The organism is Microcystis aeruginosa LEGE 91341 (assembly GCF_015206885.1).
Classification (GTDB): domain Bacteria; phylum Cyanobacteriota; class Cyanobacteriia; order Cyanobacteriales; family Microcystaceae; genus Microcystis; species Microcystis aeruginosa_H.
Genome location: NZ_JADEXY010000002.1, coordinates 65,877 through 88,286, shown reverse-complemented (window position 1 = coordinate 88,286; position 22,410 = coordinate 65,877). Strand labels below are relative to the sequence as shown.

At 44.5% G+C, this 22,410-nt stretch carries 18 protein-coding genes; 5 read left to right on the top strand and 13 right to left on the bottom strand.

Annotated features, from left to right (window positions below; all coding sequences use genetic code 11):
• Nucleotides 1-48 precede the first annotated feature (48 nt).
• Entirely contained in the window at nucleotides 49-924 is an 876-nt protein-coding gene (gene glyQ, locus IQ234_RS00870) for a glycine--tRNA ligase subunit alpha (RefSeq protein WP_193955665.1), read from the top strand.
• 403 nt (nucleotides 925-1,327) lie between these two features.
• A complete protein-coding gene (locus IQ234_RS00865) occupies nucleotides 1,328-2,983 on the top strand; it encodes a lipoxygenase family protein (RefSeq protein WP_193955664.1) in 1,656 nt (551 codons plus the stop codon).
• Between the two features lie 134 nt (nucleotides 2,984-3,117).
• Here IQ234_RS00865 and rpsJ read toward each other — a convergent pair whose 3' ends face one another.
• The 5 genes from rpsJ to rpsL all read right to left on the bottom strand — a co-directional run bounded on the left by rpsJ (nucleotide 3,118) and on the right by rpsL (nucleotide 8,137).
• Complete coding sequence (rpsJ, locus tag IQ234_RS00860) at nucleotides 3,118-3,435, bottom strand: 30S ribosomal protein S10 (RefSeq protein ID WP_002800099.1); 318 nt, start codon at nucleotides 3,433-3,435, stop codon at nucleotides 3,118-3,120.
• Nucleotides 3,436-3,527: 92 nt separating this feature from the next.
• Entirely contained in the window at nucleotides 3,528-4,757 is a 1,230-nt protein-coding gene (gene tuf / locus IQ234_RS00855) for an elongation factor Tu (RefSeq protein ID WP_193955663.1), read from the bottom strand.
• Between the two features lie 152 nt (nucleotides 4,758-4,909).
• On the bottom strand, nucleotides 4,910-6,985 hold the full coding sequence (fusA, locus tag IQ234_RS00850) for an elongation factor G (RefSeq protein WP_110578594.1): 2,076 nt from the start codon (nucleotides 6,983-6,985) through the stop codon (nucleotides 4,910-4,912).
• A gap of 142 nt (nucleotides 6,986-7,127) precedes the next feature.
• On the bottom strand, nucleotides 7,128-7,598 hold the full coding sequence (rpsG, locus tag IQ234_RS00845) for a 30S ribosomal protein S7 (RefSeq protein WP_002758831.1): 471 nt from the start codon (nucleotides 7,596-7,598) through the stop codon (nucleotides 7,128-7,130).
• 155 nt (nucleotides 7,599-7,753) lie between these two features.
• Nucleotides 7,754-8,137, bottom strand: a complete 384-nt coding sequence (gene rpsL, locus IQ234_RS00840) for a 30S ribosomal protein S12 (protein ID WP_193955662.1) — start codon at nucleotides 8,135-8,137, stop codon at nucleotides 7,754-7,756.
• Nucleotides 8,138-8,405: 268 nt separating this feature from the next.
• On the opposite strand from rpsL, the gene IQ234_RS00835 reads away from it, so the two are divergent.
• Nucleotides 8,406-9,602 carry a DNA double-strand break repair nuclease NurA gene (locus tag IQ234_RS00835; RefSeq protein WP_193955661.1) on the top strand — a complete coding sequence of 399 codons (1,197 nt, stop codon included), beginning with the start codon at nucleotides 8,406-8,408 and terminating at the stop codon, nucleotides 9,600-9,602.
• Nucleotides 9,603-9,703: 101 nt separating this feature from the next.
• Here the strand turns inward: IQ234_RS00835 and IQ234_RS00830 are convergent, their stop codons facing one another.
• Nucleotides 9,704-10,309: an NYN domain-containing protein gene (locus IQ234_RS00830; RefSeq protein ID WP_002743578.1), complete on the bottom strand. Its 606-nt coding sequence runs from the start codon at nucleotides 10,307-10,309 to the stop codon at nucleotides 9,704-9,706.
• Nucleotides 10,310-10,409: 100 nt separating this feature from the next.
• Nucleotides 10,410-12,023 (bottom strand): methionine--tRNA ligase, encoded by a 1,614-nt coding sequence (gene metG, locus IQ234_RS00825; protein WP_193955660.1) that lies wholly within the window; start codon nucleotides 12,021-12,023, stop codon nucleotides 10,410-10,412.
• Between the two features lie 155 nt (nucleotides 12,024-12,178).
• Between metG and IQ234_RS00820 the strand changes: the two genes are divergently transcribed.
• Nucleotides 12,179-12,895 carry a lysophospholipid acyltransferase family protein gene (locus tag IQ234_RS00820; protein WP_193955659.1) on the top strand — a complete coding sequence of 239 codons (717 nt, stop codon included), beginning with the start codon at nucleotides 12,179-12,181 and terminating at the stop codon, nucleotides 12,893-12,895.
• 321 nt (nucleotides 12,896-13,216) lie between these two features.
• Here the strand turns inward: IQ234_RS00820 and IQ234_RS00815 are convergent, their stop codons facing one another.
• The 4 genes from IQ234_RS00815 to queA all read right to left on the bottom strand — a co-directional run bounded on the left by IQ234_RS00815 (nucleotide 13,217) and on the right by queA (nucleotide 19,497).
• Nucleotides 13,217-14,947 carry an Rqc2 family fibronectin-binding protein gene (locus tag IQ234_RS00815; RefSeq protein ID WP_193955658.1) on the bottom strand — a complete coding sequence of 577 codons (1,731 nt, stop codon included), beginning with the start codon at nucleotides 14,945-14,947 and terminating at the stop codon, nucleotides 13,217-13,219.
• Between the two features lie 143 nt (nucleotides 14,948-15,090).
• Nucleotides 15,091-16,197 (bottom strand): glycine cleavage system aminomethyltransferase GcvT, encoded by a 1,107-nt coding sequence (gene gcvT, locus IQ234_RS00810; RefSeq protein WP_193955657.1) that lies wholly within the window; start codon nucleotides 16,195-16,197, stop codon nucleotides 15,091-15,093.
• A 306-nt stretch (nucleotides 16,198-16,503) separates the two neighbouring features.
• Nucleotides 16,504-18,231 (bottom strand): serine protease, encoded by a 1,728-nt coding sequence (locus IQ234_RS00805; RefSeq protein WP_193955656.1) that lies wholly within the window; start codon nucleotides 18,229-18,231, stop codon nucleotides 16,504-16,506.
• A 168-nt stretch (nucleotides 18,232-18,399) separates the two neighbouring features.
• Entirely contained in the window at nucleotides 18,400-19,497 is a 1,098-nt protein-coding gene (queA, locus tag IQ234_RS00800; RefSeq protein WP_193955676.1) for a tRNA preQ1(34) S-adenosylmethionine ribosyltransferase-isomerase QueA, read from the bottom strand.
• Nucleotides 19,498-19,658: 161 nt separating this feature from the next.
• Here queA and IQ234_RS00795 point away from each other — a divergent pair, with 161 nt between their 5' ends.
• Nucleotides 19,659-20,048, top strand: coding sequence for a hypothetical protein (locus tag IQ234_RS00795; RefSeq protein WP_002733765.1), 390 nt, complete (start codon nucleotides 19,659-19,661; stop codon nucleotides 20,046-20,048).
• A gap of 3 nt (nucleotides 20,049-20,051) precedes the next feature.
• Here the strand turns inward: IQ234_RS00795 and IQ234_RS00790 are convergent, their stop codons facing one another.
• Together IQ234_RS00790 and IQ234_RS00785 are read right to left on the bottom strand one after the other, a co-directional pair.
• On the bottom strand, nucleotides 20,052-21,104 hold the full coding sequence (locus IQ234_RS00790) for an LOG family protein (protein ID WP_110578110.1): 1,053 nt from the start codon (nucleotides 21,102-21,104) through the stop codon (nucleotides 20,052-20,054).
• Between the two features lie 108 nt (nucleotides 21,105-21,212).
• The gene (locus IQ234_RS00785; protein ID WP_193955655.1) at nucleotides 21,213-22,400 is read right to left on the bottom strand and encodes a tetratricopeptide repeat protein; all 1,188 of its coding nucleotides are present in this window, start codon (nucleotides 22,398-22,400) and stop codon (nucleotides 21,213-21,215) included.
• Nucleotides 22,401-22,410 lie beyond the last annotated feature (10 nt).

The following is a 22,410-nucleotide window of genomic DNA, read 5'->3' as shown; positions in this document are numbered from 1 at the left end:
ATAATTTATAATTTATAATTCCCCTAATCCGCTTTTTTACTTTTTCCCATGTCTTTAACTTTCCAGGCTGTTATCGCTAAATTAAATGAATTTTGGGCCGATCGCGGTTGTTTAGTTGCTCAACCCTATGATACCGAAAAAGGTGCAGGAACCATGAGTCCCCATACCTTTTTAAGGGCAATTGGTCCGGAACCTTGGGCCGTTGCCTATGTGGAACCCTGTCGTCGTCCTACGGATGGCCGTTATGGCGAAAATCCCAATCGTTTTCAGCATTACTATCAATATCAAGTTCTAATTAAACCCTCTCCCGATAATATTCAGGAAATCTATTTAGACTCCCTGCGGGTGTTAGGAATTAACCCAGAAGATCACGATATTCGCTTCGTGGAAGATAACTGGGAATCTCCCACCCTCGGCGCTTGGGGTGTGGGTTGGGAAGTGTGGTTAGATGGTATGGAAATCACTCAGTTTACTTACTTTCAACAGTGTGGGGGTATTGATTGTCGTCCCGTGGCGATCGAAATTACCTACGGTTTAGAAAGATTAGCCATGTATCTGCAAGATGTGGAGGCAATTAATAAAATTAAATGGAATGAAAATATCCTCTACGGTGACATTTTTCTACAAAATGAAATCGAACAATGTACCTACAATTTTGAGGCTTCCAATCCTGAGTTATTATTTAGTTTATTCAGTTTATATGAACAGGAAGCTAAACAATTAATTGAGCGTTCTCTGGTGATTCCCAGTCTAGATTATGTTCTTAAATGTTCCCATACTTTTAATTTACTCGATGCTAGAGGTGTGATTGCTGTAGCTGAAAGAACCCGTTATATCGGCATAATTCGCAATTTAGCTCGACAGGTTGCTCAATTGTATTTACAGCAACGAGAAGCTTTAGGTTTTCCCCTACAAACGGTTTAGCAATCAGTTAAGTAGTCGTGCAAAATTAATTTCCTGGTGAAGATAGGCAAGAGGCAAGAGGCAAGAGGTGGTTAGATATGTGTAATTAATTTTGCTTAGGTACTTATCAGATGCGAGTTTTCAGTTCACTGTTTACTGTTTACTGATAAAGTCTCCCCAACCTCAAACCAGTAACTTTGCACCTCATCAGTGCGAGAATTAATCTATTAAGTTTTGCAAACAGAGGCAATATTTCGGGAATCTAACCCAGTTATAACTGTATATAATAGATGGCACTATATCTAGCCAGTAATTTACCTCAAAAGACCCTTTTCTCAGAGGTAATTCCTTACTTGACTAGCCTATTCGTGCCATGAAAAAGACTAAACTTTTTAAGTTCTAATTTTTTAGACAAGGAGTTATTTTGCTGACACCATCGCTACCCAAAAATGATCCTGATCCAGTCAAAAGACAAGATCTATTAAGACGACAAAAACAAGTGTACATCTATGATTCCGTTAATGGTATCACCCTCGTCAAAGATTTACCTACCCACGAAAACTTTTCTATTTCCTATCAAGTAATGCGGGGTAAAGGTTTCAGTGCTTTAATTGCCAATGGCGTAGCCACGAGAATAGAAAATGTCTTTGATCCCTTTGATAAATTAGAAGATTACGAAGAACTTTTTCCTATCCTTCCCAAACCCACAAGCATTAAAACTTGGCAATCTAACACAGGTTTTGCCTACCAAAGATTAGCGGGAGCAAATCCCATGGTAATTCGCGGGATTAGCAGCTTACCGGATAATTTCCCCGTCAGCGATGCTATCTTCCAAAAAGCCATGGGACCTGATAAAACCATTGCCTCGGAGGCCGCTAAGGGTAACTTATTTCTAGCAGATTATGCCCCCCTAAACAACCTAACTTTAGGCAGTTATCAAAGAGGGATGAAAACTGTGACAGCACCTCTTGTCCTTTTCTGTTGGCGTGCTAGAGGTTTACGCGGTCAAGGGGGATTAGTACCTGTTGCCATTCAATTATATCAGGATCCTACCCAACCTAATCAGCGCATCTATACCCCCGATGACGGACTTAATTGGTTAATGGCGAAGATTTTCGTGCAAATTGCCGACGGAAATCACCATGAATTAGTTAGTCACCTCAGCCATACCCATTTAGTAGCGGAAGCTTTTGTTTTAGCCACAGCTACCGAGTTAGCACTCAATCATCCTCTGGCGATTCTATTAAGACCTCATTTTCAATTTACCCTCGCCATTAATAGTTTAGCCGAGAGCGAGTTAATTAACCCCGGCGGATTCGTTGATCGTCTATTAGCGGGGACGCTAGAAGCATCGATCGAGCTAATTAAGAGTTCCTATCGTCAAAGATTAGATAATTTCGCCGATTATGCCCTACCAAAGCAATTAGAATTGCGCCAAGTCCAGGATACCTCGCTACTACCAGATTACCCCTACCGAGACGATGCTCTCTTACTTTGGCAAGCAACGGAAACCTATGTCAAAGATTACCTAAGTCTTTACTATACTTCCGACGCGGACGTAAACGAGGATACAGAATTACAAGCTTGGGTGCGAAAATTGATGTCACCTGAAGGTGGAGGCATCAAAAAATTAGTTTCTGACGGACAATTAGACACTTTAGCCAAATTAGTCGAAGTTGTCACCCAGATAATTTTTGTGGCCGGACCACAACACGCGGCGGTTAATTATCCTCAATACGATTATCTCGCCTTTTGCCCGAATATTCCCCTAGCGGGTTATCAATCTCCTCCCAAAGCAGCTGAGGAGGTGGATATAGATTATATTCTCCGTCTTTTGCCGCCCCAGGCCCAGGCCGCTTATCAATTGGAAATTATGCAGACTTTAACAGCTTTTCAATTTAACCGTTTTGGTTATCCATCCCGCAGTGCTTTCCCAGATCAACGCACTTACCCGATTTTGGCGGTTTTCCAAGCTAAATTAAAGGCGATCGAAAATGAGATTGATCGGCGCAATTTAACCCGATTTACGCCTTATATTTTCCTGAAACCCTCTCGCATCCCCAATAGTATCAATATTTAAAGAGCAACCGCCACCTTGATGGGCTGCTGGGGTATTTAATAGCGATTCTCGTCCACAAAAACTAGACGAGAAACACCATAACAAAGAGTCTCTAAGAAAAAAAGATGTTAGCGATAACATCTTTTTGGCATTTTTTACAATTTAACTTCAATATCAACCCCTGCGGGTAAATCTAATTTCATTAAAGCATCGATTGTCTTAGAAGAGGGTTGGTAAATATCAATAATGCGGCGATGGGTGCGGGTTTCAAAATGTTCACGGGAGTCCTTATCAACGTGAGGGGAACGCAGGACACAATAAATCTTTCTTTTTGTCGGTAGGGGAATCGGTCCGATCGCCGTGGCGTTAGTTCTATTGGCAGTATCGACAATCTTCTCACAGGAAGTATCGAGTAGGCGCCGGTCAAAAGCTTTCAAACGAATGCGAATTTTTTGTTGTTGTAACGTAGCCATAATTTCACCTATTGCAATTGTCAAGGTACAAGATCAAGACAGTAACGGAGCAGTTTTTTGTCATTAACTGCCCCGTTAATTAGTAGATTAGCCTACTTAATAATTTTGGAAATAACGCCAGAACCGATGGTACGACCACCTTCGCGAATAGCGAAGCGCATACCCTCTTCAATCGCGATCGGGTTGATCAGTTCCACGGTCATTTTGATCCGGTCTCCCGGCATGACCATTTCTACGCTGCTGCCATCGTCGGCGGTGTAGTCTTGGATAGTGCCAGTTACGTCGGTTGTCCGCACATAAAACTGAGGACGATAGTTTTTAAAGAAAGGAGTGTGACGACCACCTTCTCCTGCAGTTAACACATACACCTCACCTTCAAACTGGGTGTGGGGTTTGATTGTACCCGGTTTAGCGATCACCATGCCGCGCTCGATGTCGGTTTTTTGGATACCACGCAGGAGGATACCAGCGTTGTCACCGGCCATCCCTTGGTCGAGACTTTTCTTGAACATTTCGATCCCAGTAACGGTGGTGGGGCGAGTTGCTCTGATCCCGACCAATTCCACGTTATCACCCACTTTCACAATACCGCGTTCGATCCGACCGGTAGCCACTGTCCCCCGACCAGTAATCGAGAATACGTCTTCTACCGCCATCAGGAAGGGTTTATCGATCGCCCGTTCGGGGGTGGGGATATAGCCATCCACCGCGTCCATTAATTCATAGATCGCATCTACCCACTCGTTTTCGCCTTTTTGGGCCTTGGGATTTTTGGTCATGTAGTCGAGGGCTTCTTTCGCAGAACCGGCAATAATGGGTATATCGTCCCCGGGGAAGTCGTAACTGCTGAGAAGTTCGCGCACTTCCAGTTCTACCAGTTCTAGTAATTCCTCATCGTCCACCATATCTTTTTTGTTGAGGAAGACCACCAGGTTAGGTACACCCACCTGACGAGCCAGCAAGATATGTTCCCGGGTTTGGGGCATCGGGCCATCAGCGGCCGAGACCACGAGAATACCACCGTCCATCTGTGCCGCACCAGTGATCATGTTTTTTACATAGTCGGCGTGGCCAGGGCAGTCCACGTGTGCATAGTGGCGAATGGCGGTTTCGTACTCAACGTGAGCGGTGTTGATTGTGATCCCGCGAGCCTTTTCTTCGGGAGCGGCATCGATTTCATCGTATTTTTTAGCTTTGGCATTACCCAGGGCTGCTAGGGTCATAGTAATAGCGGCGGTGAGGGTAGTTTTGCCGTGGTCAACGTGACCGATAGTACCGATGTTAACGTGGGGTTTCGTCCGTTCAAATTTGTCGCGTGCCATTTACTTTCTGTTCCTTTGTTTTTTTTCTTCTTCAGGTGGGTGAACAGTAATCAGTTACCGGAGATCAGTTTTAAGTTAGCAGTTATTAGGGTTGACCGATCGAATTTAAATGATCGGTTTATTCCCACTGCTCACTGGTCACTGGTCACTGATTAACCGTTCCCTTTACTTTTGGTGATAATCGCCTCAGCCACATTGCGGGGGACTTCTTCGTAATGGCTAAATTCCATGGTGAAGATGCCCCGTCCTTGGGTTTTGGAGCGAATATCAGTGGCGTAACCAAACATTTCCGCTAGGGGAACTTTAGCGGAGACTTTGGCGATACCAGTCTCGGTTTCTTGACCTTCGATTTGTCCCCGACGGGAGTTAAGATCACCGATGACGTTACCGATGAAGTCTTCGGGTACTTCCACTTCGACTTTCATCATCGGTTCTAGGAGAACGGGACCAGCTTTCATCACCGCTTCTTTGATTGCCATGGAACCGGCAATCTTAAAGGCCATCTCGGAGGAATCCACATCGTGGAAAGAACCATCTACCAGGGTTGCTTTCAGGTCGATAACAGGATAACCCGCTACGATCCCCGATTCGCAAGCTTCTTTCATCCCCTGTTCTGACGGGTTGATGTATTCTTTGGGGATAGCACCACCGACAATTTTGGAGACGAAGACAAAGCCCGAACCCGGTTCACCCGGTTCCAGTTCGATGACGACGTGGCCGTACTGTCCTTTACCGCCACTTTGACGGATAAATTTACCCTCGGCCCGCACGGGTTTGCGGACGGTTTCCCGATAGGCAACTTGGGGAGCGCCCACGGTTGCTTCGACTTTGTATTCCCGCAGCATTCGATCAACCAGGATCTCTAGGTGCAGTTCTCCCATCCCGGCGATTACCGTTTGATTGGTTTCGGGATCAACTTTGACCCGGAAGGTGGGATCCTCATCGGAGAGGGCTTGCAGGGCTTTGCTGAGTTTCTCGATGTCCTGTTTGGTTTTCGGTTCCACCGCCACGGAGATAACCGGTTCGGGGATAAAGAGGGATTCTAGGATAATCGGGTTTTTCTCATCACAGAGGGTATCCCCGGTAATGGTGTTTTTCAGTCCGATCGCCGCTCCTAGATCTCCGGCGCGCAGTTCATCCACTTCGATCCGTTCGTTGGATTTGAGGACGATCAGGCGAGCGATCCGTTCTTTGGTTCCTTTGGTGGAATTGTAGGCGTAGCTGCCTTTGGCTAGTACACCGGAATAGACCCGCAGGAAGGTTAAACGACCGAAAGGATCTGCCATGATTTTGAAGGCCAGGGCCGAGAAGGGCGCATCGTCCTTAGCTTCCCGGATTGCCTCGCTACCATCGGGGAGAATCCCTTTAACGGCGGCTACTTCCGAGGGTGAGGGTAGGTAATCTACCACGGCATCGAGGAGCAGTTGTACCCCTTTGTTTTTGAAAGCCGAGCCGCAGAGGACGGGAACAATTGTACCAGCGATTGTCCCTTCCCTGAGACCGCGTTTGATTTCGGCTTCGGTGAGTTCTTCACCTTCTAGATATTTTTCTAGGAGTTCTTCATCCGCTTCCGCTACAGCTTCCACCAGCTGCACGCGGAATTCTTCGGCCTTTTTCAATAAGTCTTCGGGAATGTCGGTTTCTTCTATGTCTTTGCCCAGATCGTCCTTATATATATAGGCGCGCATCTTGACGAGATCGATGATCCCGCTCAGTTCGCTTTCTGCGCCGATCGGCATTTGGATGGGAACGGCGTTAGCTCTAAGGCGATCTCTTAATTGTTCGTAAACTTTGAAGAAGTTCGCTCCCGTTCTGTCCATTTTGTTGATAAAGGCAATCCGGGGTACTTTGTACCGATCGGCTTGTCTCCAGACGGTTTCCGATTGGGGTTGTACACCACCAACAGAGCAGAAAACCGCCACTACTCCATCAAGTACCCGCATGGAACGTTCCACTTCAATGGTGAAATCGACGTGGCCGGGGGTGTCAATGATGTTGATGCGATGATCTTGCCAACTGGTACTGATGGCGGCGGCGGTGATGGTGATTCCTCGCTCCCGTTCCTGTTCCATCCAGTCGGTAATTGCCGTTCCGTCGTGGACTTCGCCCAGTTTATGGGCGACTCCCGTGTAGAACAGGATTCTTTCTGTTGTCGTTGTTTTGCCCGCGTCTATGTGAGCGGCGATTCCGATGTTTCGCACTCTCTCTAGCGGGATAGTCCGTGCCACAGCAACCTCCTTGCTTTGCTTGCCAGTGATGGGGTTTTGTTCTAGGATTTTTTACACTATTTACAATTCTATACTTTTCTTGACAGTTTTTTGGCGGCAGCAGTGTAGTCCACCGCCCTTAAAGTATCTTTAAAGTATCTTTTTAGTAACGATAGTGGGCAAAGGCTTTGTTTGCCTCTGCCATCCGGTGGGTTTCTTCCCGTTTTTTGATCGTGCCGCCGGTTTCGTTGGCCGCATCCATGATCTCGTTAGCTAGTTTACCTGCCATGGTTTTGCCGCCTCTGGTTCTGGCATAATGGACTAACCAACGTAGTGCCAATGTGCTACCACGGTTGCTGCGCACTTCCATCGGGACTTGATAGGTGGCTCCACCGACCCGGCGGGCTTTCACTTCCACCAGGGGAGTGGCGTTTTTAACGGCTTTTTCAAATACTTCTAGGGGTTCTTGACCGGTACGTTCGCCGACGGTTTTCAGGGCATCGTAAACGATGTTAGCGGCTAGGGATTTTTTGCCTGATCGCATGATCCGGCGGATAGTCATGCTGACTAAACAGCTATTGTAAACGGGATCGGGGGGAATAGGACGTTTTTTGACGTTTTTACGGCGAGACATCGGAATATTCCTGAATTTTCTAGGTTAACTTTAACTTTTGCTTGACAGTCGGATGATTACAGCCCATCTCAAACCCTCTCCTGCGAGTTTTCAGTCTCTTGGGTTAACTTTGACCGACTCGGTGGGAGTATTTTTTTGGTTAATCAATTCCCTGTTTATTTAGCGGCGGGTTTGGGGCGTTTGGTTCCGTACTTGGAGCGCGCCTGTTGACGGTTTTTCACCCCAGTGGCATCGAGGGTGCCGCGAATGATGTGATATCTGACTCCGGGTAGATCTTTGACCCGACCGCCCCGAATGAGGACGACCGAGTGTTCTTGCAGGTTATGACCGATGCCCGGGATGTAGGCTGTCACCTCAAATCCAGAGGTCAAACGTACCCTAGCCACTTTCCGTAGGGCTGAGTTGGGTTTTTTCGGTGTGGTGGTATATACTCTTGTGCAAACTCCCCGACGTTGGGGGCATTGTTTGAGGGCGGGAGATTTGGTTTTTCTTTTCGCTTTGAATCTTTCGTCGCGTATTAATTGCTGAATGGTGGGCATGATAGGGCTGTATCTAAGGTTACTCTGAACTCCTATTACCGAAGGTCAAATCGTTGACAAAAGGTCATTATACCAAATTGTTGCTCTTGTTGTCAAGTCGGGGATTGTGCTTTTCTCCGGTTTAGAGGTTAGAGATTGTCTTTTTGGCTAGATAGCCAAATCTTGATGGCTGTGATAGGAAAGGACGCAACCGCAGATATTATGGATAAATTTGGCAATAACTGACAAAATTGCGATAAAATCAAAAAAAGTCAGGTAAAAGATAGCTATGCTCGATCTTGCGAAATTAGCGGCAAAAATGCCAGGGATCAGTCAACATTTTCAACAGGAAGTGACAGCTAGTCGCGAGCGAGTGCAACGGGCTAAAATTCTTTTAGAACAGGCTCAACAGCAACAGGAAAAACTGCTAGAACTCTATCATAACTGGCACGATCGCCTAATTTTCTCCGTAGCGCTACCGATCGAACCTCTCGACACCCGCGTTACTATCCTTCCCGCTCCCGAAAGTCATAGCGTTTTTGCCACGGATGGTTCCCAAATTGCCCCTTCTCACCACGAAATCGCCTACTGTTATCTAATTAATATCGGTAGGATCATGTTGCACTATGGCCAAAATTTGCACCCGCTCCTCGATAGCATTCCCGAAGTCTATTACAAATCAGAAGACCTGTACATTTCTAAACAGTGGGGTATTCGCGTCGATGAGTGGATGAGTTATCGTCGGACGGTATTAGAAAGCCAAATGTTAGCAGAAATGGCTACTCGTTGGGTAAAACCCCCCGGCGCCCATTATGAACCAAATTTAGCCCTCGTGGATGGTTCTTTGATCTATTGGTTTATCGATAGTCTCCCCCCGGAAGCAAAAGATTTAATTTTGCCGCCGATTTTTCAGTCTTGGGACGATTTAAAATCAGCTAGAATCCCGCTTATGGGTTATATTAGTGCTTCTCGTAGCACGGAAAGCTTAAATTTCCTGCGTTTACAATCTTGTCCCCATGATACTCCCAATTGCTTGATCAATTGCGGTGATTTAGACCCAGAAAAAACCCCTTGTCGCGTTGTCGATCCTCTCCGGGATGCTTCTCTTTGGGGTTATTTATTGGAACCGGGGCAAAGAAGTCCTTTTTGGCGCAGTTCTTTGAAGATACTCGATCTTTATGGGGATGAACATCGCATTTACTTCTGTTATCTCCATGTGGGGACGGAAATCGCTAGGGTAGAGGTTCCTGCTTGGGTGGTGGAGGAGGGAGAATTACTCGATCGCTCTTTGAGTATTTTACTGGCCCAGGTGTTAAAAGGTTATGGTTATCCGATCGCCTTAGCGGAAGCGCACAATTTAGCGGTGATTAAAGGTGGCGATCGCTTGCGTTTTTTTGCCCTTTTGGAACAACAGATGATTAAAGTCGGTTTACAGGATGTGGGAACATCTTATAAGGAAGCGAGAAAACGCAGTAGTATCGCTTAATTGAGGAGGCAGCGGATGGGGAGTGGTCACTGATAACTGGTCACTGATAACTGAAAAAGGTGGGAATTACCCACCTTAAACTTGATTTTTGCTGAATTTGTCTAGCGACTGCTACGATCTTGGTCTAAGACGCTGACGGGGAAATTATTATAACTAACGTGATGTTTGCTAGTTTTTTGAATTTCTTCTTTAATTTGATCTAGATCAACATAGCGATCGGCTACATTAATTAAACTATCACTGGTCATCGATCGCAAACTAACCACTTCCACTCGCGCACCACGGTAACTGACGGAATCGGCAGCATAGGCTAAATCCCCATCACCACTGACAATAACTGCGGTATCATAGGAACCCACTAGGGCCATTAAATCCACGGCGATTTCCACGTCGAGATTGGCTTTTTTGGAACCATCGGGCAATTGTACTAGATCTTTAGCGATGACTCGATAACCGTTGCGACGCATCCAGAGGAGAAATCCCTGCTGTTTTTCGTTAGTGCGATCAACTCCAGTATAAAAGAAGGCCCGCAAGAGACGAGAACCAGCAGTTAAACGACAAAGTAGTTTGGTGTAGTCAATTTCGATACCTAATTGCAGAGCCGCATAAAATAAATTAGAACCATCGATGAAAATCGCCACACGACCGCGATTTTCTAGCACTTGTTCGGGGGTGAAGACTGGGGCTGTGTCATAATCATCAAACATTTTATTTTTCCTCGTTTGTTAAAAGTTTAGTGTTGGGTGTTTGCCAGTTGTATCCCAAAGGACAACAGACCTTAAAAAATAGAGTTATTAAAAAATTCCTTTAGGAATCGTTTAACGGCAGTTCTAGTTTAGAAAAGATCGGTTCAGGTGTTCCTAGTTGTGGATTTGTGGGTAATCCCCATTGACAGTGTTGGGAAAAAGAGACACTATCAGGGGAGTTTTCTCCATCCTCCGACCTGAAAGTATTAAAATCAATAACAAAACCTAGTTGTTGATAAATTTTACTGCTCAAGGTCGGTATTATCGGTGAGAGTAGGTAGGCAGAGAGTCTTACTGATTCCAAAACCGCGTAGAGGACTTGTTCTAACGCTGCTTGTTGTTTCTGTTTAAATAAACTCCAGGGCGCACTCTCATCGATAAACTTGTTACTAGCGCGAATTAACGCCAATATTTCTTCACAGGCTTGATTAAATTGTAGCGCATCATACTTCTGTTCAACAATAACCCCTAGATTAGTCCCCATATTCTTAAGATGATTGTCGTTGGGGATATCTACGCCAGTCAACTGGGGGGGGATATTTTGGCAGTATTTTTTGACCATGCCTAGGGTGCGATTGAGGAGGTTGCCTAAATCGTTGGCTAAATCCGCGTTAAGAATATTAACAAATCTGGTTTCCTGAAAATCGCCATCCTGTCCTAATTCAATCTCTTTAACGAAATAGTAACGGACGGCATCGGCCCCATAGCGAGCAACCAAATCGAAGGGATCGAGGGTATTACCGAGACTTTTGCCCATTTTCCGCCCGTCTTTGGTCAAAAAGCCGTGGCCGAACACTCTTTTAGGCAAGGGTAAACCGGCCGACATGAGCATAGCCGGCCAATAAATGGCATGGAATCTTAATATATCTTTACCGATCAGATGCAGATCGATCGGCCACCATTTGGCCAAGGCATTTTCTAGGGTGGGTTCGTCTTCGGGGTCGAGAAGGGCGGTAACATAGCCAAGAAGGGCATCAAACCAGACGTAGATGGTATGCTGACCATTGTGGGGAATGGGAAACCCCCAAGCCACATTAACCCTAGAAATAGAGAAATCCTGTAGTCCTTGGTTGACGAAGTTGAGAACCTCATTACGTCGGCTTTCTGGTTGAATAAAATCGAGCTGCTCTTGGTAAAATTGTTCTAGTTGTGCTTGGTATTTAGAGAGACGGAAAAAATAGTTTTCCTCGTCGCGCCATTCGGCGGCCAGGTTAGTATGAATGGGACAACAGCCATTATCTAACAGTTCTCTTTTTTCCTTAAATTCTTCACAGGCGACGCAATACCAACCCTGTTGGCGATCAAGATAGATATCGCCTTTTTCCCAGACTCTTTCAAAAAATTCGTTAACAATTGCCTGATGACGGGGGGCAGTGGTACGACTAAAGCGATCATACTGGATATGTAGCTTTGCCCAGAGATTGGCAAAACTGGTGGCAATGCGATCGCAGTGTTCCTGGGGATTGAGTCCTTTGGCTGCTGCGGTTCGTTCGATTTTCTGTCCGTGTTCGTCGGTTCCTGTAATTAGGAGAACAGAATTGCCCTGTAACCGCTTCCATCGTGCCATAACATCCGCTACGATCGTCGTGTAAGCACTACCGATGTGAGGGATATCGTTGACATAATAAAGAGGTGTTGTCAAAGCAAATGTTTTTCGCTCATTCAAATCATTCATGAAATTTATTTTCTTAAATAGACGAGGCCGCCGCAAGGCTGATCCGTAGATGATTGGGACATAATGTCCATATTTTATGATCCTCTAATTCCCTTTTATCCTTTAATTGTGGTCTAAGTCAATAAAAACAATCTTAAGGCCGATTTTTTTTCTCCATGACGCTGCTTACCCCCCTATCTACCTCTCGTTTAATTCTTGATACCACACGCACGAGTCTGTTTACCGTCGGTCAAGAAAATCTACCCAGCCAAGGAGTGGCGATCGTGGTAAGTAACCATCGTAGCTTTTTAGATGCGCCGATTTTAATTCAAGCTTTGGGCAAAACTCTCCCGATCGCCTGTCATCACTACATGGGAAAAACGCCGCTTTTGCGGGAATTAATCGGAGAATTGGGCTGTTTTCCCTTTGATACCCCGGAAAAACGCCACCGGACTTTTTTTCGGCAAGCAACGGATTTTTTACAGTCTGGACGATGGATCGGTTTATTTCCGGAAGGTGGATCGCCGATGTTAAATTTGACTCCTCCTCGTCAAATTAGCCGTTTTCAAAGCGGATTTGCCCATTTAGCTCTGCGTTGTCCCGTGGAGAATCTATCGGTCTTACCTGTGGCTATTCTCTCCGAGTCGGAAACTGCTATTAGTCCTTTTCCCGTGCGTTTGCTGCGCTTATTAGATAGCACAGAACCTTTATTCGATCAAGATGGTTGGCATCCTGTTGTATTTTATCATCGTGTCAAGGTGGCGATCGGTCGTCCCTACGGAATTACTGAAAGCGATCGCTCAGATTATCAAGGTAAACAAGGAAAAACAGCGATTAATCGTTTAATTGGTCATTGTCAGTCGGAAATTGGCGATTTATTGCTGAAGGGCTAAGTCAGGAAACAGGAGACAGCCTTGAATCAGTTATCAGATGTGAGTTATCAGTTGACTGATTACTGTTTACTGTTCATACTAAATCTGGTTAATAAATATAAAATACCAGTGGTTGCTTCAATACCACCTAAATAGTCGGTTTTTTGTGTCTTTCACCAGACTATCGGCTGCTACCACTGGTTTGCTTTTGTTTGTTGTTGTAATCTGAGGAAATATAGTTCTTGCGTTCCCAAGCGCCTGAACTGCATTTGTCTCTCTAGTAACAATTGTAACAGACAATACCCATTTTGTGTAAAAAAAAGTAAACAATTTGGTAAAAAATTATTTTTTGCGGTAATCCTCAACCCTCTGAGGACAGCCCCAGATTACCGTTTCCTGTTTGTAAACCACCATACCGGGCTTGGCGCCTTTGGGTTTATAGACGTATTTGGGACGGGTATAGACGACGGGAACCTGTTCACTATGGCGAGCGCGGCTATAATAAGCGGCGTAATCGGCGGCAAATTGCAGATCTGCGGCTTCTGGAACTGTACCGGGGCTTAAACGGAGCAAAACGTGACTACCGGCGATTTCTTGACTATGAAACCAGATATCGTAATCGCTGGCACTACGAAAAGTTAGCCGATCATTTTGACGGTTATTTCTGCCAATCCATAATTCTATTCCAGAGGGAGTAATAAAGCGCATGGGTTCGGATTCTTTATTATTCGCCCGATTACGCTGGTAATTGCTTTCTAGATACTTCTGTTGGATTAATTCTTCTTGTATCTCGTCTAAGGTCTGTAAATCTTCGCTGCTGCTATAATTTTCTAGTTGACTTAAACTCGATCGCACTTGTTCGAGATAATTAATTTCACTGACCACTTCTTCTAATAAAGGTTCCACCGCTAACCGCGCTCTTTTTAATTTCTGATGTTGTTTATAAAAATATTGGGCATTCTGCACGGGATTTCTTTCGGGATCGAGAGGAATAATTACAGGTTTTCCTGTCTCGAAATCCGCCAAACTAATGCTAGTCATTCCCTGCTGTATTTGTTGCAGATGGGCCATTAATAAATCCCCCTGATCTTTATAGCGATCAGCATGAGCAGATTCTGCTAGTCTTGTTTGAAATCCCGCCGCTTTGGTTTGCAGTTTAGTCAGTAAAGAGGTGATTTTTTGGCTTAATTTTTGCTGTAGTTGTCGAAAGCTTTCTTGATTAATTTGGTCGCTATAATAAAGGTTTAATAATTCTTGGACATTTTTAGCCGCTGCCAGCATTTCCCCACCGATCACTGTATAACCTTCGCTTGTCCATCCCGGTTGAAAGGTTTTATTTTCAAGGATTGTTAACCATTCTTGCCAAGCTGAAAAGAGCTTTTCCCAATCATTATTATCTAACTGATCCGTGTTTAATTTCGGGTTAATCTTGGCTTTTTGCAAGAGTGATCGAGCGATGACTGGACTAACCCCACGATAGGTACTAACTAACTGTTTTTCGATAGTTTTAGGGATTAAACTAACTCTCGCTTGCCAACTGCTCAAGGATTCTTCTAAACTGGGGTCTGTTGCCAATAAAACGGGGGGTAGTTGATAGATTTGTCCCGTTTGTACGGTGCGAACACTAGACTGGGTGGCATTGACTTGATGGGCAACGGTGACAATTTGATTGTCAGCCGCAGTTAAAATGACATTGCTATATTTGCCCATAATTTCTATATACAAATGCCACAGGGCCGGATCATCGGGACGTTGGGCAAATTGCAGATCGATGACTCTTTCCCACGGGGCAACAAATGCTAATTTTGTCAGCGCAAAACCATTGAGTTGATGACGCAATTGATCGCTAAAAGTGAAGGTATCAGGGACTTTCGGCGGTGGAGCGCCAATATGCAGCCGCGCTCCTTGGGGATGCCAAGAAATAATTAACCATCCCTTGCGATCGAAGGTTCGTAAATAGAGGGCGATCGTTTGGCGATCAATTTGATACACTTGTTCTAGTCTGGCTGGTAGCCAAGTGGCGGCAATTTCGGCACAAGTGGCGCTGAGGGTGGTAAAGTCTAGGGATTGCATTTTCAGGATTCAGCTGTAGGGTGGGTTAGGCGACGGTAACTGCTACAGTTTAGTATTGATTTTGTGTTCGCCGTAACCCACCAAATTATTGATCCTTTTTTCTCGGTGCGTTAAGTTGGTGCGTTACGCTGCGCTAACGCACCCTACTTTTTACTTTTGTAAAAGGGTTTTTTGACTACGGTAGCGGGGTAGGTGCTGCCGCGGATTTCCACTTCGATCGCCTGTCCGATCGAGGCGAAAGGTGTGGGAAGATAGGCTAAAGCGATCGCTGTGTTTAAAGTTGGTGATAAAGTGCCACTGGTGACTTTACCCACCACTTCCCCGGCGAATACTACCGGATAATCGTGACGGGCGATATGTTTGCCGGACATCTGCAATCCCACCAAGAGCCGATTGACACCATTAAGTTTTTGGTCTTCCAGGACATCACGACCGATAAAATCGCCTTTTTCTGGCAGATGAACCAACCAATTTAAGCCAGCCTCTAGGGGACTCGTGCTATCGTCGATATCCTGTCCATAAAGGGCTAAAGCTGCCTCTAAACGCAGGGTATCCCGGGACCCTAAACCGCAGGGAGTCACCCCTAAATTTAAGAATTCTGTCCAAAGTTGCTGCCCGATTTCAGGGGTGGCCATAATTTCAAAACCATCTTCTCCCGTGTAACCGGTCCTAGCGATAAAAACTTTTTCCCCGAAAAGCTGGCTTTCCCAGTGATTAAATAGGCCAAAATCGCTTAATTTTTCCCCGATCAAGGGCTGTAAAATTGTGGCTGCCTTGGGTCCTTGCAGGGCAATTAAGACCCTTTCTCGCGATAAATCCTTTAATTTGACCCCCGAACCCTCTAAATTGCCTAAAATCCATTCTCGATCTTTATCGGTGGTTGAGGCATTAACAATTAATACGCCCTGGCTTTCGCTTTGGTAGTAAAAGATAATATCATCGATTATGCCACCTTCTGGGTTAAGTAAAACGCTATATTGCGCTTTTCCTGCCCTTAAACGGGCTAAATTAGAGGGAACTAGGGTTTGGAGAGATTGAACCAGATTATCTCCAGTTAAGATAAATTTGCCCATGTGGGAGATGTCAAACATCCCGACACCGTTGCGGACAGCATTATGTTCGATTTTTAGGCCGCTAAACTGTATCGGCATCTCCCAACCCGCAAAAGGGGTAAATTTGCTGGTTTGTTGGGCAATTAGCTCGTATAAGGGGGTACGAATAGCGGGGGAAGTTGCTTCTTGGTTAGCCACGGTGTTCTCGATCGAATGGTTTTCTGCCTAGAGTAGCATAGCAGTTATCAGTTATCAGTGACCAGTTATCAGTGACCAGTTATCAGTTATCAGTTATCAGTTATCAGTTATTAGTTATCAGTGACCAGTTATCAGTTATCAGTTATCAGTTATCAGTTATTAGTTATCAGTTATTAGTTATTAGTGACCAGTGACCAGTAAACAGTGATCGATCACTATCCACTATCCACTAACTACTATCCACTATCCACTATCCACTAACTACTATCCACTATCCACTATCCACTAACTACTAACTACTAACTACTATCCACTGATTACTGATAACTGATTACTGATAACTGAAAAAGTTCCCCACTCTCTTAACCTTTCTCGCACTCTATCAATGGGAATCGCTAAACCGCAGCCCAATCTAACGGCATTTTCTAGGGGTTTAGGAGTTGAAGGATTATCACAAAATAAACTCGCTTGGGAAATCACTCCCACCACTTGATTTTTATCGTTTAAAACTGGACTTCCCGACTGTCCAGAAACGACAAACATGGATAAACTTAAGGATTTTTCATCATTATCATTAACCGTACCTTTGCTGACAGTCCAATCTTTTTGATTAAAAGGATTACCGATCGAGATTACTGGTTGATTAGGGCCAATTGGTAGGGGTGCTAAAGCTAAAGGTTTTAAATCTGGGGGGGGATTTTTTACCTCTAAGACTGCTAAATCGAGCCAGTCGTCAGAGGGGGTAGTGTGGATAATTTTAGCTTTTGAACGCTTGCGAATTTTTCCCTGGGGTGGTTGGCTATAATATTCCACAAAAATGCGGGATCCTGCATCGATTTCTTGACGAGAATTCGTCACAACATGGCGGTTAGTCACGATCCAAGCTCTATCTTTATCTCGTTTTAATAACCAACCAGTGCCGATACTATTGTTATTTTTGCCGCGCACGATAATTTTAACAATTGAGCGTTTTAAATTCACCAGAGGATCACTCTTAACACTGGGAATTATCTCTGGCATTTTTAATAATTCGGGATTATCGTGAATTAATCGCCCCCGTTGGATTTCCTGTAAAATAAATCTAACTTCTGATAAATTGGGATCAATTTCTACGGCCTGCCGACACCAATTTAGACCCTGATCGATCTGACCACTATCGATATAGGTATAACAAAGATTTTCGTAAATATTGGCATTTTTGGGGCTAATTTGCCGCGCCTGTTGAAAAAGTGCCATCGCTTCCCCTATTTTTCCCTGTTCCGCTAAAGCTTTGCCGAGATAATTATAAATATCCCCATCTTTAGGAGCGTAAATTAAAGCCTGTCGATATATTTGCTCTGCTTCCTGCCATTTTCCCTGTTTTGCTAGGGTTTCTCCTAATTTTTTGTAGGTTTCACCCTGATTAGGTATCAATTCTAGAGCTTGCTGATAGGCATAACTGGCCTCTGGCCAGAGTTGCTGTTCACTGTAGGCCTTTCCCAGATAAAAATAGGCCTTTCCCTGAGTAGGATCGAGAAAAACCGCTGCTTGCAGAGCTTTCGCCGCCTCATCCCAACGTTGTAAACTATAGAGGGCTTTTCCTAGCTGAAATTGCGCTTTAAAAGTTGGTTTAATGATAATTGCTTTTCGGTAAGCATCGATCGCCTCTGACCATTTTTCCTCCTGCGCGAAGATATCCCCCAAAGCCACTAAATAATTACTTTGGGAGGGTTCCATCGGTGGTTTATCATTAACGATAAAGCCACGATCATAGGCTTCTAAGGCTTCAGAATAGCGTTTTTGACTTTGCAAGACCTGAGCGATTTTTATATGGGCTTGGACTGAATTTTCGTCAAAAGATAAAACTGTTCGGTAAGCAGACAGAGCCGATTCCTTCTCCCCCGCGGCCAAAAGTTGATCGCCTTGCCAGAGATAGGCCAAGGCAATAAGATAAAAAATAGCAAAGGGAGCGGCGACGATGAAGGCAATAATTAAAAATATTTGCAGGGGTTTGCCAGAATAGCGGCGACCAATTTTAATATCTTTTCTTTTCATTTCTTGGTTAGGATAGACAACAGGCTACAGGTGGTTCGATAATCGACCTAGACCAATTTAGATGCGCGGGCCGCTTACACATATTTTTACCTTCTTCCTGTTGCCCTTTCCGCAGTTCTAGCCCTCCTTCTTTCTGGGGTGTGGATGTAATTTTGCCGCAAACCCTACTTACTGATTACTGCTGCAAGCGCTGGGTAGGATTAACATAGCGTCACCGAAGGAATAGAAACGGAAACGCTCTTGGATAGCTGCTTGATACAATGCCAGTAGTCTTTCCCGTCCGACTAAGGCACTGACTAACATCATCAAACTGGACTTGGGTAGGTGAAAATTAGTGATCATGCCGTCGATAACTCGCCATTGATAACCCGGATAGACAAATAAATTGGTTTTTCCCTGAAAAGCGGTTAATTTATCGCTCTTAGTTTCTTTAATTGCCCCTTCCAAGGCGCGAGCTACCGTGGTTCCTACGGCGATAACCCGGCCACCTCTAGCCTTTGTTTGGGCAATTTTTTCGGCAGTTTCGGCGGAAATCTCTAAAAATTCCCGGTGCATTAGGTGTTCTGTAATATTTTCCACCTCCACGGGACGAAAGGTTCCCACTCCCACATGAAGGGTGATATAGGTGGTATCTATACCCTTCTGGGCGAGCTTATGGAATAATTCGGGAGTAAAATGTAATCCGGCCGTGGGAGCGGCCACAGAACCCTGTTTATCAGCGTAAACTGTTTGATAACGGTCTTCTTCCGCCTCCGATTCGGTGACGTAGGGGGGGAAAGGAATATGACCGTACTCCTCCAACATATCCCAAAAACTGCGTCCGGGATGACGTTGAAATTCCAGCAGACGACCACTGGTGTTCAGATCTCGATCGATTACTTTCGCTAACCATAATTTTTCTTTGTCTTCCGTTCGCCCTGTTTTCGGATAAAAAAGGACTTCTGAACCGACTTTAAAGCGTTTTCCTGGTTTCACTAGGGATAACCAACGATGGTCATCTTGTTCTTCCAATAGTAATATTTCTATGGGTGCGCCGGTGGTTTTACGACCAAATAAACGGGCCGGAATCACGCGGGTATCGTTGAGAACCAACAAATCCCCCGGCTCTAACCAAGTGGGTAAATCCCGAAAAATAGCCAAATTATGACTATTGGGAGAATCTACCACCAAAAGACGGGAACTGTCTCGGGGTTCTGCGGGATTTTGGGCAATTAACTCCGGAGGAAGGTGATAATCGTAGCTGGAGAGTGATTGGTCAGGGATCATCGTCGTTATCATCATAAAGATCTTCGCAAAAGTTGGGTAATTCTACCCAGGCGAACTTCACTAAATCGGGGATTTCTCCCCTTGGTATCTGGAACAGTTTATCGTCAGACTAGAGATATAACACTAATCGTGACTGTTAGCCAACATCCCAGCGGCCACATATGGACTATCTCTATTTTCTTGCTAACGCTAGTTTAACGCTACGAGTCACCGAATATCTGCGATCGATGACTCATCTACCCTCCTCCGTCATGACGGTCATTCATCAGATTAACGGTTGGGTGGTCAAGGTAAAGTTTAATCAAATGCTTACTCCTTGCCAACACGGGGATTTTCGCGCCTACATGAATGAGTTAGGGATTCCCTATCAACCGGAAATGCGTCTCCAGATGGTTTTTTGGAGTTTGGAAACGGGACAATCTCCCATTGATGTCATGCGTCGTTACCAAGTGGCGATCGTGTCCCATGGTACCCCGGATCAGCAAGATATAGAGGCTTTTCGGCAACAATTTACTAAGGGTTTAGGATACTGTCCGGAAACTCTAGCCTAGGGTTTATTTTTTCTCGGGATGCTCTTCAAGGGCAACTACAGGACTTAAATCGTTGATGTGATCTATTAATTGATACAAGCGTCCGTAACTCTTGCCGTTGAAGTAAAAAACTAGACGGGGTAAATGGTGGCTGGAATCCCGATTCTCTCGTTCTAGAATTTGACTAGGTGCGATTTTGCCCTTAACTACGATATCGCCGAAGTTTTGGTTAATTTGTTCGATCTGTTCCCCGCTTAGTTCGTGATTAAGGCGAATAACAAAGGATTCTCCCACAAAACGGCTGGAGTGATACACCCGATAGAAGTGGCGAATTGTTTGACAAGCGTGGTCGAGATCGTTGGTAATAGTATAAAAATTCCGATCTTCGGCGGATATCAGTCCTCTTTTTTGCAGATTTTCACTAATTTGTGCTTGCCAAGTTTGCCAGTAGTCCCCATCAGGCTCATCAATTAATACTAGGGGTGCAGGTCCGTATTTACCGGTTTGACAGAGGGTAAGCGTCTCGAAGGCTTCATCTTGGGTGCCGAAACCACCGGGGAATAAAGCTACTGCGTCACTTTCCCGCAGAAAAAATAGTTTTCTGGTAAAGAAATATTTAAAGTCGATTAATTTGGCATCATTTATGATATAGGGATTAGCCCCCTGTTCAAAGGGTAGCTGAATATTTAATCCGAAGGAATTTTCCCGTCCGGCGCCTTCGTTCCCCGCTTGCATGATACCGCCACCAGCGCCGGTTAACACCATAAAACCGTATTGACTGATACGACGTGCAAACTCTACTGCGAGACGATATTCACTGCTCTCGGGTTTGATGCGTGCCGAGCCAAAAATGGTCAGTTTACGAATGTGACGGTAGGGGTAAAATACCTGAAATCCCTTTTCTAGATCTTCGATCGCATAGGTTAAAATTTTCCAATCGAGGCGATCGATTTCCTCCCCGGCAATTCTGACTATTGCTTCCAGAGATCTTTGAATCCATTTACTATCTTTCGACTGCGGCAAGCGTTGCAGCAATTTCAGCAAGTCTTCGGTTAATTCAGAATAGGAATTTTCCATTTATCAGTTATCAGTTATCAGTTATCAGGTTTTTGTTTTGTCATTAATCAGCGATTTTTCTGGTGAATATTACTTCTATCTAGCTGATGGCTGACGGTTTCAAGTTACTTACTGTTCAGGATTATTTATCGCTTGATTAATTTGGGTAATTTGGGTTTGAAAATATTGTTCACGATAACGGATAGCTTGGGCTAATTCCGCACCTTTTTGGAAAGCTAGTAAAGCTTGGGGATAATTTTTTCTCTCTAGATAAATTTGACCGATTTGATCGTAGGTGTTCATTAAACCGTAGTAATTATAACCCAATTCATGGACTTTAATTAATTCTTGATAGATTTGTAAAGCATAATCCACCTGTTGATAACTTTTATAGAGTTCGGCTAACTTATTTAAAGCTTCTCCTGCGGTGCCGTACTGTTGTAAAGCAAAAGCGAGAGAATAGGCTTCTTGAAAGTTTTGGCTGGCTTTATTGGCATCTTTTAAAGCTTGATAATCTAAACCAATTTGAATTTTTAGATCGGGAATTAACTGTATTTGCTGATTTCTGATCTCGGTTTCAGCTATTTCTTCTTTAATTTTTACTGCGTTAGCTGGTTGCAAAGATTCTCGATAAATTTCTGCTAGTCTTTGCAGATAAATTCCTTGAGTTAAAGAATTATTCTGCGCCTTAGAAATAGTTAATAATTCTTCGTAAACTGGGGCAGCTTTTTGATAATCAAAACGAGATAAATGAATTTGACCAAGTTGATTTAAAGTGGCTTCTACTGCCACATTATCTCCAGATTGTCTGGCATTAGCTAGGATTTTATCATAGATGATTATCGCCTCATTAAATGCTCGTACCTGTTGATAGGATGTACCTAGTAATGCTAATAATTCCCCGTCCATTGTCTGGTTAGTTTCTGCGGTTTGTTGCACAGTTTTTAAACGAGCAGTAATTAATTTAACATCCTCGGTTCGATCTCGATTCCAAGCTGCTAACCCCACTTTTCCCAAAGATTTTACTTCTTCTTTGGCTCCTAAATAACGATTTAATTTAATCACTTCATACCAGATAGGAAAAGCTTCTTCATTTAATCCCGCATCGTATTTAGCTTGAGCTTCGGCATCGCGTTGATCGATGTATAATAACAGTTGACGACGCTCCAAGGGAGTTAAAGGGCGATCGATTGCGGGTAATAAAGGACTTTTTAGGGGAGTTTCGAGGGGATTGGGTACAGGAGTTTCTGTTTGTGCTAGGAGAGGAAGGGAAGTACCGATCAAACAGAGCCATAAACTGAGAGAAAAACGTAGCATAATAGATTGA

Coding starts and splice junctions, on each gene's coding strand:
- IQ234_RS00830 (WP_002743578.1), bottom strand. CDS start 10,309: ATGTTTGATGATTATGACACAGCCCCAGTCTTCACCCCCGAACAAGTG.
- IQ234_RS00835 (WP_193955661.1), top strand. CDS start 8,406: ATGCTCGATCTTGCGAAATTAGCGGCAAAAATGCCAGGGATCAGTCAA.
- IQ234_RS00790 (WP_110578110.1), bottom strand. CDS start 21,104: ATGGAAAATTCCTATTCTGAATTAACCGAAGACTTGCTGAAATTGCTG.
- IQ234_RS00815 (WP_193955658.1), bottom strand. CDS start 14,947: ATGCAATCCCTAGACTTTACCACCCTCAGCGCCACTTGTGCCGAAATT.
- rpsJ (WP_002800099.1), bottom strand. CDS start 3,435: ATGGCTACGTTACAACAACAAAAAATTCGCATTCGTTTGAAAGCTTTT.
- metG (WP_193955660.1), bottom strand. CDS start 12,023: ATGAATGATTTGAATGAGCGAAAAACATTTGCTTTGACAACACCTCTT.
- IQ234_RS00820 (WP_193955659.1), top strand. CDS start 12,179: ATGACGCTGCTTACCCCCCTATCTACCTCTCGTTTAATTCTTGATACC.
- rpsG (WP_002758831.1), bottom strand. CDS start 7,598: ATGTCTCGCCGTAAAAACGTCAAAAAACGTCCTATTCCCCCCGATCCC.
- glyQ (WP_193955665.1), top strand. CDS start 49: ATGTCTTTAACTTTCCAGGCTGTTATCGCTAAATTAAATGAATTTTGG.
- tuf (WP_193955663.1), bottom strand. CDS start 4,757: ATGGCACGCGACAAATTTGAACGGACGAAACCCCACGTTAACATCGGT.
- IQ234_RS00795 (WP_002733765.1), top strand. CDS start 19,659: ATGGACTATCTCTATTTTCTTGCTAACGCTAGTTTAACGCTACGAGTC.
- IQ234_RS00785 (WP_193955655.1), bottom strand. CDS start 22,400: ATGCTACGTTTTTCTCTCAGTTTATGGCTCTGTTTGATCGGTACTTCC.
- queA (WP_193955676.1), bottom strand. CDS start 19,497: ATGATCCCTGACCAATCACTCTCCAGCTACGATTATCACCTTCCTCCG.
- rpsL (WP_193955662.1), bottom strand. CDS start 8,137: ATGCCCACCATTCAGCAATTAATACGCGACGAAAGATTCAAAGCGAAA.
- IQ234_RS00805 (WP_193955656.1), bottom strand. CDS start 18,231: ATGAAAAGAAAAGATATTAAAATTGGTCGCCGCTATTCTGGCAAACCC.